This window comes from Polynucleobacter sp. CS-Odin-A6 (assembly GCF_018882095.1).
GTDB lineage: Bacteria > Pseudomonadota > Gammaproteobacteria > Burkholderiales > Burkholderiaceae > Polynucleobacter.
Genome location: NZ_JACVPD010000001.1, coordinates 116729 through 130703 on the forward strand (window position 1 = coordinate 116729; position 13975 = coordinate 130703).

16 protein-coding genes and 1 tRNA gene are annotated in these 13975 nt (G+C 46.4%); 7 read left to right on the forward strand and 10 right to left on the reverse strand.

Annotated features, from left to right (window positions below; all coding sequences use genetic code 11):
- The first annotated feature begins 32 nt into the window (after positions 1–32).
- The 5 genes from ICN15_RS00675 (at position 33) to ICN15_RS00695 (ending at position 4211) form a co-directional block, all read left to right on the forward strand.
- Entirely contained in the window at positions 33–1406 is a 1374-nt protein-coding gene (locus ICN15_RS00675; RefSeq protein ID WP_216200589.1) for a pitrilysin family protein, read from the forward strand.
- The gene (locus ICN15_RS00680) at positions 1403–2752 is read left to right on the forward strand and encodes a pitrilysin family protein (protein WP_216200590.1); all 1350 of its coding nucleotides are present in this window, start codon (positions 1403–1405) and stop codon (positions 2750–2752) included. The genes ICN15_RS00675 and ICN15_RS00680 overlap by 4 nt, the downstream gene beginning before the upstream one ends.
- Before the next feature lie 67 nt (positions 2753–2819).
- Positions 2820–3392, forward strand: coding sequence for a 16S rRNA (guanine(966)-N(2))-methyltransferase RsmD (gene rsmD, locus ICN15_RS00685; RefSeq protein WP_370625407.1), 573 nt, complete (start codon positions 2820–2822; stop codon positions 3390–3392).
- A gap of 36 nt (positions 3393–3428) precedes the next feature.
- Positions 3429–3926 carry a pantetheine-phosphate adenylyltransferase gene (coaD, locus tag ICN15_RS00690; protein WP_216200591.1) on the forward strand — a complete coding sequence of 166 codons (498 nt, stop codon included), beginning with the start codon at positions 3429–3431 and terminating at the stop codon, positions 3924–3926.
- A gap of 18 nt (positions 3927–3944) precedes the next feature.
- Complete coding sequence (locus ICN15_RS00695; protein ID WP_216200592.1) at positions 3945–4211, forward strand: YfhL family 4Fe-4S dicluster ferredoxin; 267 nt, start codon at positions 3945–3947, stop codon at positions 4209–4211.
- 22 nt (positions 4212–4233) lie between these two features.
- Here the strand turns inward: ICN15_RS00695 and pth are convergent, their stop codons facing one another.
- The 6 genes from pth to ICN15_RS00725 all read right to left on the reverse strand — a co-directional run bounded on the left by pth (position 4234) and on the right by ICN15_RS00725 (position 9164).
- Positions 4234–4830: an aminoacyl-tRNA hydrolase gene (gene pth, locus ICN15_RS00700; RefSeq protein ID WP_216200593.1), complete on the reverse strand. Its 597-nt coding sequence runs from the start codon at positions 4828–4830 to the stop codon at positions 4234–4236.
- Between the two features lie 89 nt (positions 4831–4919).
- Entirely contained in the window at positions 4920–5558 is a 639-nt protein-coding gene (locus ICN15_RS00705; RefSeq protein ID WP_216200594.1) for a 50S ribosomal protein L25/general stress protein Ctc, read from the reverse strand.
- A gap of 137 nt (positions 5559–5695) precedes the next feature.
- Positions 5696–6664 carry a ribose-phosphate pyrophosphokinase gene (locus ICN15_RS00710; RefSeq protein WP_216862764.1) on the reverse strand — a complete coding sequence of 323 codons (969 nt, stop codon included), beginning with the start codon at positions 6662–6664 and terminating at the stop codon, positions 5696–5698.
- 61 nt (positions 6665–6725) lie between these two features.
- A tRNA-Gln gene (locus ICN15_RS00715) sits at positions 6726–6802 on the reverse strand.
- Positions 6803–6807: 5 nt separating this feature from the next.
- Positions 6808–7680 (reverse strand): 4-(cytidine 5'-diphospho)-2-C-methyl-D-erythritol kinase, encoded by an 873-nt coding sequence (ispE, locus tag ICN15_RS00720; RefSeq protein ID WP_216200595.1) that lies wholly within the window; start codon positions 7678–7680, stop codon positions 6808–6810.
- Complete coding sequence (locus ICN15_RS00725; RefSeq protein ID WP_216200596.1) at positions 7677–9164, reverse strand: lipoprotein insertase outer membrane protein LolB; 1488 nt, start codon at positions 9162–9164, stop codon at positions 7677–7679. The genes ispE and ICN15_RS00725 overlap by 4 nt, the downstream gene beginning before the upstream one ends.
- Before the next feature lie 35 nt (positions 9165–9199).
- Here ICN15_RS00725 and mutM point away from each other — a divergent pair, with 35 nt between their 5' ends.
- Positions 9200–10036 (forward strand): bifunctional DNA-formamidopyrimidine glycosylase/DNA-(apurinic or apyrimidinic site) lyase, encoded by an 837-nt coding sequence (mutM, locus tag ICN15_RS00730; protein ID WP_216200597.1) that lies wholly within the window; start codon positions 9200–9202, stop codon positions 10034–10036.
- Positions 10021–11160, forward strand: coding sequence for an A/G-specific adenine glycosylase (mutY, locus tag ICN15_RS00735; protein WP_216200598.1), 1140 nt, complete (start codon positions 10021–10023; stop codon positions 11158–11160). The genes mutM and mutY overlap by 16 nt, the downstream gene beginning before the upstream one ends.
- On the opposite strand, the gene rapZ is transcribed toward mutY, so the two are convergent.
- From rapZ to hpf, 4 genes are read right to left on the reverse strand one after another with little or no spacing between them, the layout of a single operon-like run.
- A complete protein-coding gene (rapZ, locus tag ICN15_RS00740; protein WP_216200599.1) occupies positions 11105–11995 on the reverse strand; it encodes an RNase adapter RapZ in 891 nt (296 codons plus the stop codon). The genes mutY and rapZ overlap by 56 nt on opposite strands.
- Before the next feature lies 1 nt (position 11996).
- On the reverse strand, positions 11997–12986 hold the full coding sequence (gene hprK / locus ICN15_RS00745; RefSeq protein ID WP_216200600.1) for an HPr(Ser) kinase/phosphatase: 990 nt from the start codon (positions 12984–12986) through the stop codon (positions 11997–11999).
- Positions 12983–13441 (reverse strand): PTS sugar transporter subunit IIA, encoded by a 459-nt coding sequence (locus ICN15_RS00750; protein WP_216200601.1) that lies wholly within the window; start codon positions 13439–13441, stop codon positions 12983–12985. The genes hprK and ICN15_RS00750 overlap by 4 nt, the downstream gene beginning before the upstream one ends.
- Before the next feature lie 33 nt (positions 13442–13474).
- Positions 13475–13798, reverse strand: coding sequence for a ribosome hibernation-promoting factor, HPF/YfiA family (gene hpf / locus ICN15_RS00755; protein ID WP_216200602.1), 324 nt, complete (start codon positions 13796–13798; stop codon positions 13475–13477).
- Positions 13799–13975 lie beyond the last annotated feature (177 nt).

Here is a 13975-nt window from a genome sequence, read left to right on the forward strand (position 1 = left end):
CAATTTAATTTTTGGTATAGGTGATCTTACAGATGCGTTCTACTTTACTGCGTTTCTCTATCTGTTTAATGCTCTTCTGCTCATGCGCTTGGGCAGCCCTAGATGCTGGTACCTTAGATACCCATGAGTTTCAACTCTCCAATGGACTGAAGCTCATCGTGCGTGAGGATCATCGAGCACCTACAGTGGCACACATGGTTTGGTACCGCGCCGGCTCCATGGATGAAGTCAATGGTCGGACTGGGGTTGCGCACGTGCTAGAGCATATGATGTTTAAGGGTACCGACAAAGTAAAGTCAGGCGAATTTTCTCGGCTCGTTGCTGCAGTAGGTGGGCGAGAGAACGCTTTTACATCCCGTGATTACACAGCCTATTTTCAGCAGGTTGAAAAGTCTAAGCTAAATGAAGTCATTAAGCTGGAGGCCGATCGAATGAGTAATCTCAATTTTGATGATGCCGAATTTTTAAAAGAAATTCAGGTGGTCATGGAAGAACGTCGTCTGCGTACCGAGGATAACCCCGGTAGCTTACTCAATGAATCCTTGATGGCAACTGCCTATATGAGTTCGCCATATCGTCATCCAGTAGTGGGATGGATGAATGATTTAGAGAATATGAAAGCTGCAGATGCTCGTGATTGGTATCGTAGTTGGTATAAACCGAATAATGCTACTGTTGTGATTGTCGGTGATGTGGATCCCAAACTAGTTTTACAGGCGGTAGAAAAATATTATGGCGCTGCCTCTGTAAAAGAATTGCCAGAACGCAAGCCCCAAGTAGAACCGCCACAAAAAGGTATTAAGCGGGTACTAGTAAAAGCACCTGCAGATAGTGCGCGGCTAGCGATGGCCTGGAAGGTACCGAAACTACAGCCTGGAAAATTGGATGATCCTGAGCCATATGCTTTAGAACTATTGACTGCGGTATTGGATGGCTACGATAACGCGCGTTTAAATCGTCAGCTGATCAAGCAAGAGCGGGTGGTGGATGATGTCGGTGTTGGCTATGACATGATCTCCAGGGGACCAGAACTGTTTTTAATTAGTGCCAGCATGGCCAAAGGTAAAACAGTCGAGCAGGCTGAGAGCAGTATTCGCAAGGCATTAAAAGAGGTTGCGGATCAAGGCATCCTCGATTCAGAGTTAAAGCGCATCAAGGTACGCATCTTGTCCGATCAGATTTATAAACGCGACTCTATTTTTGGCCAGGCAATGGAAATTGGCAGCACGGTGATGGCAGGATTTTCTTGGCGAGAAATTGATCTGATGTTGGAGAAGATGCAAGCGATTACTCCTAGCCAAGTCCAGGCTGTTGCAAAAAAATATTTAGTTGATGAAAGGCTAACTATTGCAGTCTTAGATCCTCAGGCGCGCAAGTCTGTTGATAGCAAGCAAGGGAGTAAATGATGTCAGTAAATAAGTCGATCAAATATCTGATTCCTGCATGCCTACTGGCGTTTGGTTTAATTCAGTCTGCCCATGCCATTCTGCCAATTGAGCAGTTAGATTCAGTTAAAGGTGCAAAAGCCTTTTTAGTACAAACCAAATCCTTACCTATGGTAGATATTGAGATCAGTATCGACGCAGGCGATCGTTATGATCCCACTGCTAAAAGCGGCTTAGCCACGGTAACAGGGCAGTTGATGAACTATGGCGCCAAATCTGATGGAGGTTTGCTGAGCGAAGCTCAAATTGCAGACGAGTTAGCAGACTTGGGTGCAAATCTGGGAATCTCCGTCAGCGGCGAGCGTGCAACCATGCGTATTCGGACTCTGAGTAGAAAAGATCTGCGTGATCGTGCCGTTCAATTAGCCTCAGCAATGTTGAGTGCGCCTACTTACGATGCCAAAATATTGGTGCGCGAGAAGCAAAGAATCACTACGGCTTTACTAGAGTCTGAGACTAAGCCGGAGGCAGTCCTAGATCGTCGCTTCAAAAAATTGATTTATGGCAACTATCCACTAGGTAATTCAGCTTCAGTACAAACAATCGCCAATATCAGCACTACCGACTTGAAGCAGTTCCATCAGCAGTTTTATCGTGGCGATAGAATGATTGTCAGTATTGTTGGTGATGTTAGTAAGGCTGAAGCTGTGGATATTGTTCAGCGCTTATTACAAAAAGTTCCTCAATCTGGACCTCCTATCGCTAAGTTGCCTGAGTTTGAGCGCTCGCCAGTAGAGCCCTTGAGTCAACGTGAAGTGAGTATTCCGTTTGATTCTCAGCAAGCGCATATCGCAATGGGAATGACGGCAGTCACGCGGAGCAACTCGGATTACTTTCCCTTACTAGTTGGTAACTACATCTTGGGTGGTGGTGGATTTGTTTCGCGCTTAATGTCAGAGGTTCGTGAACAGCGGGGACTGGCATACAGTGTTTACAGTTATCTTTCTCCGGGTAAAGATGCGGGAATATTTCAGGCGGGACTTCAAACTAAAAATGATCAAGCGGCCTTAGCTCTTGATGTGATGAATTCCACGATTGCTCAATTTATTGCTAATGGCCCCAAACAATCCGAACTTGATGCTGCTAAGGCGAATTTGATCAATGGCTACCCCCTAAGAATTGATAACAACCGCAAGTTGCTTGATAACGTCTCATCAATTGCCTGGAACAATTTACCGCTCGATACGATGGATGTATGGACTAAGCAAGTGGAAGCAGTGAGCTTGGAGCAGGTCAAGGCTGCTTTCCAAAAACACTTAGCGATGGACCGTATGAAGATAATGGTTTTGGGGGCTAAAAATAAATAAGCAAGTTCAGTGCGCTCAGTCAGGTCAGTCAGCCCAGCCAGGAAAGCGTTCCGAACCCCCAAAGAAAATCCGCATTATTGGAGGAGTCTGGCGCAGTCGTTTATTAAACGTGTTGGATCTGCCGGGTTTGCGTCCGAGCACAGATCGGGTTCGTGAAACATTATTTAATTGGCTTGGCCAAGATCTCGTGGGTTTGCGTTGCTTAGATTTATTCGCCGGTTCTGGTGCCTTAGGTTTTGAAGCCGCCTCACGGCATGCCCAGGTAGTGGTCTTGCTGGAGAGGGATAAAAAAGCCTACGCTAATCTTTTGGCCAACTTTGCCTTGCTCCAGTCTTCACCGGCTTCTGGTGAAGTGCAAATTTTGCATCGAGACAGCCTGGAATTTTTAAAGCAACAAGCGGATCATTCAAGCAATGTGATTTTTATAGACCCCCCCTTTCAGGACGAAACTTTACTAAATCAGACGCTGATAGAGGCGGCTCGTATCTGTGATGACAGACCTGGTGGGGGGATTTATGTGGAGTTTCCAGCAAGTCGCTCCCGTGAGCAGATTGAAGCCTTGCTGCCGGATTGGCATTGTGGAAAGTACTTAGAGGCTGGTCAGGTAAAAGCTTGTCTATTTCGCTCTAGAAGGGACTAAAATCTCACCTCTAGCTGATAAAGCCTTAGGAGCCTTATGACTGTTGCTGTTTACCCTGGAACATTTGATCCCTTTACTCGTGGTCACGAGGACTTGGTGCGTCGTGCTTCAAGTATTTTTGGCGAGTTAATTGTTGGTGTAGCCGATAGCCGCAGTAAGCGCCCCTTCTTTAGCCTGGAAGAGCGTATCGCCATCGCTCAAGAAGTACTCGGCCACTACTCCAATGTCAAGATTGTCGGCTTTACGGGCCTCTTAAAAGATTTTGCTCGCGAGCATCATGCCCGCGTGATTGTGCGAGGCTTACGTGCGGTTTCCGATTTTGAATACGAGTTTCAGATGGCTGGTATGAACCGCTATTTATTGCCTGATGTTGAAACTTTGTTTTTGACACCATCAGACCAATATCAATTTATCTCTGGCACCTTTGTTCGTGAAATTGCTTCCATGGGTGGCGATGTCAGTAAGTTCGTTTTCCCATCAGTCGAAAAGTGGCTGGTAGAAAAAATTGCCGCCTCTAAGCAAATTAAAGAATAAGGCTAACAGGCAAATAGCATGGCTTTAATGATTACGGACGAATGCATTAATTGTGATGTGTGTGAGCCTGAATGTCCGAACGATGCTATTTATATGGGGCTAGAGATCTATGAGATTGATCCCAGCAAGTGTACTGAATGTGTAGGTCACTATGATGCTCCTCAGTGTCAGCAAGTCTGCCCGGTAGATTGCATTCCGATGAACCCTGAGTTCTCAGAAAATCAAACACAGCTCATGGCAAAGTACCAAGCTTTAACTGCTGCCAAAAAAGCGCTCCCTAAATAACAGTGAAGCAATTTCGCAGTTGTTAATTTGTTTTGGAATGTAATTCCAACATAGCAGTTTGAGTATCCCCCTTTAGAAACAGGGGCAAAATGCGCAAGCCATCCTCAATGCTTGCATCAATCTGTTTCTGCTCTGCTTGCAGTGGCCTTCTTAATACATAGTCAGCGACGTCCATTGTACGAGCACCTTCAGCAGCGAGGTCTCGCGGGTGACCAATACCTAGACGTAGACGCCAGTATTCAGGGGTACTGAGATGGGCTTGGATGTCCTTTAGACCGTTATGGCCGCCAGTGCCTCCGCCCAACTTGATGCGCGCCGTACCAGGTTTGAGATCGAGTTCGTCCTGCACAACTAGGACATCTTGCGGTGTAATTTTATGAAAACGACACAGCGCGCCGACTGACTGGCCACTCAGGTTCATATATGTGTTTGGTTTGAGCAGGAAGAGATCTTGCCCATGCCACTGCGTCTTCGCTACCTTTCCCTGAAAGCGTTTTTCAGTTTCAAAGCGGATGTTTAATTGTTTGGCGAGGGCGTCGACAAACCAGAAGCCAGCGTTATGCCGATCTTCTTTGTGTTCATCGCCTGGATTGCCAAGGCCAACAATTAATTTAGTCATGATTAGTGATTAGGATAAAAGTATTTCTGCAAAAAAGAAAACCCGCTTGGTAGCGGGCCTCCTCTGTCGCAAAGATCAGGCTTAAATCATTAAGCTTTATCTTTTGGAGCTTCAGCAGCAGGAGCCGCAGCAGCTACAGGAGCAGCTTCAGTATCGGCAGATTTCACTGCTGGGATACGTGCGTTAGCTAATACTGGGTTTTCTTGCTCAATATGCAATACCAATGAAACACCTTTTGGCAATGCGAGGTCTTTGGCATGAATACCGTGACCCACTTCAATTTTGCTCAAGTCCACTTCAATAAACTCTGGCAAGTCTGCTGGTAAGCAAGAAATTTCCAGTTCAGTCGAGATGTGGCTAATGACGGCGCCTTGCAATTTCACTGCAGCTGAAACATCAGCATGAATGAAGTGCAATGGAACGCGCATATGAACTTTCTCAGTTGCGGATACGCGCTGGAAGTCAATGTGCAGCACCAAAGGCTTAAATGGATGCATCTGGTAGTCGCGCAACAACACTTTTTGTGCTTTGCCACCGACTTCAAGATCAAGGATGGATGAGTGGAATGCTTCTTTGCGGAGAGCATGGAACAGTGCATTGTGATCCAACTCAATGACGGTTGCGGCGTCTTTACCACCATAAATAATGCCCGGAGTTTTACCGGAGTTGCGCAGACGGCGGCTCGCACCCGTTCCCTGTACGCTTCTTTCAAAGGCTACTACTTTCATATCGAATTCCTAAAATTAAGGTTAATTTCCGTTCGCGACCAAACAGAAAAGTCTTCGATTATATCGTGGGAAAGGCAGTTTTTGCCTAGAAATGCTTGAAAAGCATAAAAAACAGGGGCGGAAACGCTATTTTTGACTTATTCGGCAAACATTGACATCACCGAATCACCCTTGCTAATGCGGGACAGGGTCTCGGCGAGAATCGGGGCGACGCTTAATTGACGGATTTTTGCTACCTTTAGCGCTTCTGCAGTCAATGGAATGGTGTCAGTAACGACTAATTCATCTAATTGCGAGGCAGCGATTCGGGCTACAGCGCCACCAGAAAGAACGGCATGAGTACAGTAAGCAGTAACAGCCTTGGCGCCCCGCTCTTTAAGGGCATCAGCAGCTTTGCAGAGGGTTCCGCCAGTGTCAATGATGTCATCCATAATCACGCAGTGACGGCCCTCTACTTCGCCGATGAGGTGCATTACTTCTGAGACATTCGCTTTGGGACGGCGCTTGTCAATAATCGCTAAATCGGTACCTAATTGCTTAGCCATTGCGCGGGCGCGAACCACGCCGCCAATATCTGGTGAAACAATGATCAGATCTTTTTGAGTCTTCTGCGCTTGGAGATCAGCAAGCAATACAGGGGATGAGTAGATGTTATCTACGGGAATATCAAAGAAGCCCTGAATTTGGTCAGCATGAAGATCCATCGTTAAAACCCGCTCAATACCTGCAACGGATTGCAGCATATTGGCAACGATTCTGGCGGAGATGGCAACCCGTGCAGAGCGTGGGCGCCGATCTTGTCTGGCGTAACCGAAGTAAGGGATCACTGCGGTTATACGGCTTGCCGATGCTCGTTTTAGGGCATCAATCATGATCATTAGCTCCATCAAACTATCGTTTGTTGGGGCGCAAGTAGACTGAATTACGACGACATTTTTACCGCGAACATTTTCTTGAATTTCAACCTGGATTTCCCCATCAGAAAATCGACCTACGAAGGCTTTTCCCATCGGCAGATTGAGCTCTTGGGCTACTGCATGCGCCAAAACTGGATTTGCATTGCCTGTAAAAAGAGTCAGTAAATCAGAGTTGATTGGGGCGGACATAGGTAATTTTAGGAGTTTGGTAGGGGTCTAAAGGATGTCTTTTGATCTTATCTACAGTGGTTGGCAGGGGAAGAAGGATTCGAACCTTCGCATGCTGGAATCAAAATCCAGTGCCTTAACCAGCTTGGCGATTCCCCTACAGCTTAATCTGAAGAAACCAAATTGTAAGCGGGATTTTTATTTAAGCCCCGAACAATTCGACCCATCCATCCTTTTGGAAGATTTTGCAGAAGATTTTCTAGATTTGCAGTGTCGGCCTCAGGATCTAAGGCGCTAAATACGCTACTTCCAGAGCCGGACATGCATGGCGCCGAGTTCGGCACTGCCTTGCGAATCCAATCTAATGCTTGCTTCACTTCAGGACAATTCCGCACCGCTACTGCTTGGCAATCATTTGACTGAAAAGACTTTGGCGATGCTAGAAAGCCATCTATTGTAATCGGAGCGTGATCTCGGGTCAATTGAGGGTCTTGAAAAATCTGTGCTGTCGCGACGGCTTGATTTGGGAATATCACTACAAAGTCTTGAGTTCCTAAGGAGATTGCATGTAATTTCTCCCCCACACCTTCTACAAAGGCATTTTGGCCAAAGATGAAAAAAGGCACATCTGCTCCTAGTTTGAGACCCAGTTGGCTTAAGGTATGCGTATCGAGACGCAGATCCCAAAGTTGATTCAAGCCGATAAGTGTGGAGGCAGCATCAGAGGATCCTCCTCCTAGACCTGCACCCATTGGGATTAGTTTTTGCAGGCCGATTTCAACGCCATGATCAACCTGACAGAAATCTTTTAACAGTCGGGCAGCGCGGACTACTAAATCATGTTCTGGAGGTACGCCTGGAATGGGATCGATTCTCCGTATCTCCGCTTCTGAAATACGCTTCAGTGTGAGGACATCGCACCAGTCAATCAGTTGAAAAACTGATTGAAGAAGGTGGTAACCGTCCTCACGACGTCCAACAATATGTAAAAAGAGATTGAGCTTTGCTGGGCAGCGAAGTGTTAATGAATTACTCATTCCGGAGTATCGAATACCAGGCGGATATCAATAGATCCAATGTTGGAACTGCGAGTCATGGTCAGTTTTTCTAAGTACTGAGTATTTTTCCAGTTGTAATTTAAGGTCCAACCATCCTGCGTCATTTTACTCACTTGCCCTTTTGCATCTCGTTCAACGCTGGCATTGCTACCAGGACGAGTTTTGCCGCGTAACCAGTCGGATAAACCGCGAGCAGGTAATGGCAGTCCTAAGGCATTTTGAATCAGAGTATCAGCATCGATTGCGGTTGTGAGCTGACCATCTCTCTCTAAGATAGCCTCACCAGGCTTAATCGTAATTTTGGCAATAGATCCACCAACTGGGTTGCGTATTTCTAATACATCCGTCTGCGCATCTTGTGTCAAGGTAAAGCCGCCTGAACCGCCTTGATTTGTACCTTCAGTTAAGCCGATCACCCTCACTGCAAAACGACCATCCCATGTGCCTTTCAGGGCAGTGTCTGCTAATGACCAATCTGGTTTTAAGCGTTTGAGTGTTTCTTTGAGGGTGGGATTATTAGCATCGAGCTGTTGCCCTTTGCGCCACATCTCTTCTGCCTCAGTTGGGCGATTCATGACCCATAAGACTTCACCAATATGAGCAGCAATATCTGCCTCAGGTTTAATACTGAAAGCCTGTTGTAGTTGTTCGAGGGCGAGTGCATTTTTACCCATACGAAAGTTCACCCAACCAAGGCTATCCAAAATAAAGCCATCCTTGGGTGAGAGTTGATGTGCTTTGCTGACGAGCTTAAATGCTTCCGGTAACTTCTGGTTGCGATCAGCCAGTGAGTAGCCTAGTGCATTAAGACTATTCACGTCATTGGGGTTTTTACGCAAGATTTCACGTAAGGTTTTTTCCATCACGTCGATATGCCCTGATTTTTCAGCAGACATTGCGAATGTATAAAGCAGGCTAGGATCTGTTGGGGCTGGCTTTAATGTCGAAACGATTTCATAGAACGCTTTTAAAGCTTCTGTTTCATTAGTGGCCTTGGGGAGTAAGGCCTGAATCTGCAATAAAGTATTTTCACGCTGTGCCGGAGTTTGCTGGTTTAAAAGCGCAATGGCTGGCTTGACAGCATCCGACCAGCGTTGATTCAGAATTAAGAGGGTAACAAGCACTTCCTTGGGTTTCGTCTGCTTGGACCCTGCCAATCCATCCCAGGTTTGTGCAGCTTGTAACGCTAAATCCGGTGCCCCTGCTGCAATCGCAATCTCCATGGCCCTTTGTGCTAAGCGGGGGTCATCAAGCTGGCGAGAGAGCTCCAAATAGGTCCCATAAGCAAGGCCAGCTTGACCTCTTTGCAGGGCAATCTCTGAAGCTAAGACCTCAAATACGGCCTCCCCACTGTCCAAGCGACTATTTTGGGCAAAGGCATGGCTAGAAGAGCAGAGGCTGATGCCCAGTCCACTTGTCAGCAATAGAGCGCATACAGATGGCTTTAGTGAAAATTTGGTCATAAGCACATTCTAATCTGCGAATCTACAATGCATTGATGCCAGAACTCCCAGAAGTCGAAGTTACCCGCCTGGGTATCCAGCCCCATTTAGAAGGGCAAAAGATCAGCACAGTCCAGATTATTGACGGTCGTTTGCGTTGGCCGGTACCCAGTAATCTGAAAGTATTACTTTCTGGTCGAAAGGTGCTGGGGATAGAGCGACGTGGCAAATATCTATTGATGGAGTTCAATAGCGGTTATCTATTGCTCCATCTGGGTATGACAGGAACCCTGCGGGTGCTCCCTAGTAGCGATCCGTTGAAGCTGCATGATCGCGTGACATTTGAATTTGGCAAACTCAGTTTACGTTTACATGATCCTCGAAAATTTGGCGCTGTTTTATGGCACCCAAAATCTGAGGGACCGATAGAGGGTTATCCGCTTTTACAAAAACTCGGAGTCGAGCCTTTCTCGCCAGAATTTTCTGGCGAACTTGGTGCGCAAGTGTTGTATCGGCATTCTCGCAAACGCAGCGTTGCAGTGAAACAATTCTTATTGGCAGGACAGGCTGTAGTGGGTGTTGGCAATATTTATTGCTCAGAAAGTTTATTTGAAGCTGGCATTCATCCAGCAAAGGCCGCTGGAAAATTAACGCGTCCGCAGTGTTCTCGACTGGCCACCGCTGTGAGATTAATTCTAAAGAAAGCCATTGCTGCGGGTGGTAGCTCATTGAAGGACTTTGTCAACAGCGAGGGCGATCCTGGCCACTTCATGGTTCAAACTAAAGTCTATGATCGTAAAGATCAACCCTGCAAGGTATGCAAAACGCCAATTAAGCAGATAGTACAAGGTCAACGCTCCACCTATTTTTGCCCCCAATGTCAGAAGCGTTAATAAAGAACTTTGCCAAAAAACTAATCACCTGGCATGGTTTGGATGGGCGCCAAGGTTTGCCTTGGCAAGGCATACGTGACCCCTACGCAGTTTGGGTTTCAGAGATTATGTTGCAGCAAACTCAAGTAGCCACTGTCTTAGAACGTTATCCGCGTTTTATGAAACGCTTTCCCACAGTCACTCACTTGGCTGCTGCACCATTAGATGATGTCTTGGCAGAATGGGCGGGACTTGGCTATTACTCTCGTGCCCGTAATTTGCATGTCTGCGCCAAGCAAGTCATGGAAGAGTTTGGAGGAAAGTTTCCGAGTGATCCTGCATTGCTTGAGCAGCTTAAGGGAATTGGCAGATCTACTGCGGGCGCGATTGCAGCCTTCGCATTTCATGAGCGGGCACCAATCTTAGATGCCAATGTCAAACGGATTCTGGCGCGCTTGTTTGGCATTGTTGGCGCTGTTCAAGAAAAAGTGGTTAATGATCAATTGTGGTTTTTAGCGCAAGAACTGCTCCCCCAAAATGCTGAAGATATGCCGGTGTATACCCAGGCCTTAATGGATTTTGGGGCAACTTGGTGTACTTCTCGCAAGCCAGTATGTATCAGCGGCAATAAGAAATGCCCTTTCGAAAAAACGTGTCAAGCTAACCTCAGTGATCAGGTATTGCTGTTACCGCGTAAAGTTGTAAAGGCAAAATCTCCCGAATTTAATTGCGACATGTTGCTGCTTCGGTGCGGTGACTTAGTGTTGCTGCAAAAACGTCCAGAGAAAGCCATTTGGGGCGGTCTTTGGTCTTTACCTGAATCTGTATGGAGAGCGAGAGAAAAAAATACAAGCCATTTAACTGCAAAAGAATTACTGAGGATGGTTTTGCCGGAAGAAAACGTTTCCACTACGTTGAAATCTTATAATTCCTTAGAGCGGGGTTTAGAGATTAAACATATCTTTACCCATCGATGCTTGTGGATGCAGATTTGGAATTTATCAATCAGTAACGCTATAGAATTTTCAAGCTGTGACCTGAAGTGGGTCTCTTTAATGCAATTAGGAAAGTACGGCTTACCGCAGCCGGTTAAATTGCTTTTGCAGGGATTGAGTCTAGCTCGCGATGACGACTTAAAAAATTAATCTTTAGTGCGGCCAAATCTTTTTGCGGCAGAAAATGCGCAATGATGCGGCTCACAAGATAGACCGAGCGATGTTGTCCACCGGTACAGCCGATAGCAACCGTGAGGTAACTTCGACCATCCGCAATATAGTGGGGCAACCATTTTTCAACGAACTGAATGATGTCGCTTTCCATGCTGACTACTTCAGGAATTTTTTCTAAGAATTCTCTTACGGGCTGATCTTTGCCAGAAAGAGGGCGTAAGACCTTGTCGTAGTGCGGATTTGGCAGGCAGCGTACATCAAATACTAGGTTTGCTTCACTTGGCAAACCTTTTTTGAATCCAAAGGACTCAAAAATCACAGTGAGTCCTTGAGGCTTATCTTTTAGAAGATCATGAATCCAAGAGCGCAATACATGTGCGGGAAGGTTGCTCGTATCTATACTATGCGCTTGTAAGCGCAAAGGCTCCATGAGGCTACGTTCTTGATCAATTGCCTCGACGAGAGTTGCAGATTGAGTATTTTGCGTTTTACCAGAAAGAGGATGACGCCTGCGGGTTTCAGAAAAGCGTTGTATGAGGGTGTTGGTATCTGCGTTGAGGAAAACAACACGTACTTCATGATTTCGACGTAGATTTTCTAAGATTTTCGGTAGCTGTGTAATCGACTCTCCACGGCGTGCATCAATTGCTACGGCCACACGCTCACTTTTTTCACTCTCTAGTGTAGTGATCAGATTTTCTAACAGGGCTACTGGGAGGTTATCCACGCAGTCATAGCCTGCATCCTCAAAGGCTCTCAGTGCAACCGATTTACCTGAGCCTGAAATACCGGTAATCAGATTGATTTGCATATTAGAGGAGGCGACCCTGTGACTTACTTAACTCTGCCTCTGCGATCATCTGCATACGCTGGCGCTCAATAAACTCTTTTAAGGTGTCAATGCCACGTAATTGCAAAATGGTGTTGCGGACAGCAGCTTCGACTAGAACGGCTAAGTTACGACCTGCAGCCACTTGAATTTTTACAGTTCTGATACCGATGCCTAAAACATCAATATGCTGTGCTTCCAAAGGCAGGCGCTCAAACTCACCATCATTACGACGCACTAATTGCACGATTAAGCGTAATTTCAATTTTCGGCGCACAGCGGTTTCACCAAAGATGGTGCGAATATCTAGTAAGCCCAGTCCACGAACCTCCAACAGGTTGCGCAGGATCGTGGGGCAACGACCTTCAACATAGTCTGGGCCAAGGCGAGCAAAATCAACTGCATCATCCGCCACTAGACCGTGACCGCGAGAAATCAGTTCCAGACCTAATTCACTTTTGCCTAGGCCAGACTCACCAGTAATCAATACACCTAAGCCCAAGATATCCATAAATACGCCATGCATAGTAATCTGAGGCGCACCAATTTTGGTGAGATAGATACGCAGATGGTCAATGACCTCAGCAGCAGAAACCGCAGTAGTAAAAAGAGCTGTGGATGATCTTTGGCAAAAGAGTTGTAGATCGGGGTCGGCTGCTTTACCGTCTGCCACAATTACACAAGGTGGCGTTTTTGAAATCAAGTTAGAGATTTGCTCTTGTCTTTGCTTTGGCTCAAGTTCGGCGTGATAGTCGACTTCTTGTTCGCCGAAAATCTGAATCCTGCTTGGATGAATCAGATTTAAGTGACCCACCAAGTCAGAACTGGCTGCGGCTGCTTTAACGGCCTCTGGAGGAAAAGTGCGGTCTGCCCCTTCAAGTCCCCCAATCCAGGAAAGTTTTAAGTCTGAGACGTTGTCATCAAAGATCTGCTGGGCGGTCACTCCCTCTAGTAGTAAGGGCTGAGTTGTCAAGCAACCCCCCACGTTTGTAAAAGTTGACACACCTTCTCTGGACTATTTTCTGAGGCAAGAGACTTACGGGTATCTTGGTCCGATAACAGCTGCGCAATTGAGGACAAAATTTCTAAATGCTGCTGAGTTGCCTTTTCGGGAACAAGTAGAAAAATCAGAATAGAGACAGCCTCCCCATCGGGTGCAGCAAATTCGATTGGCTCTTTTAATTTCACGAATGCTGCAACCGGGTTTTTGAGTCCCTTGACGCGTCCGTGAGGGATGGCAACACCTGCTCCCAGGGCGGTGGAGCCCAAGTCTTCCCGGGCATTTAGAAAACCCACAATTGCATCAGCTTCAAGGCCAGCTTGCTTCGAAAATAGCTTCCCTACGGTCGCAAATACCTCGGTCCGATTGGTAGCGGGATTATCTAAGGCAATGCGGTCGAGGGTAAAAAGATCAGTCAGGGCATTCATATCCAATGATTATAGGTGTCCTGAAGTAAATGATTACTCAAAATGCTTTTCGTGATGATGATCTTGGATCTTTTCTTTATGTTTAATCACTTGACGCTCGAGTTTCTCGACTACTGCATCCATGGCGTGGTAAAGATCGGCGTTGTGTGCTTCGGCGAACAGTTCCTTGCCTTTAAGGTGAATAGTAATCTCAGCAGCTTGACGAAGATCTTTTTCTTTGGCGTTATCAATAATTAAAAATGCAGAGGCGTCAAGGACGTGGTCAAAGTGTTTACGAATTTTGGCCAACCCAGTTTCGAGATGGGTGCGCATAGCTGGGGTAACTTCGACATGACGGCTATTAATTTTTAAATTCATCAGCAGCTCCTATTCATAGCAAAACAAAATGCATGCGCAAATAATTCCCCGGGGTGCGCAGCATGCCCCAGTAACGTTGAACTTGTTTAGACGGAAATGAACTTCATGAGCCTCCAGCGTATCAGTCATTTTGCTGAAAACCAAGGGGGCAGATCATTTTTATTTAATAAATATGCG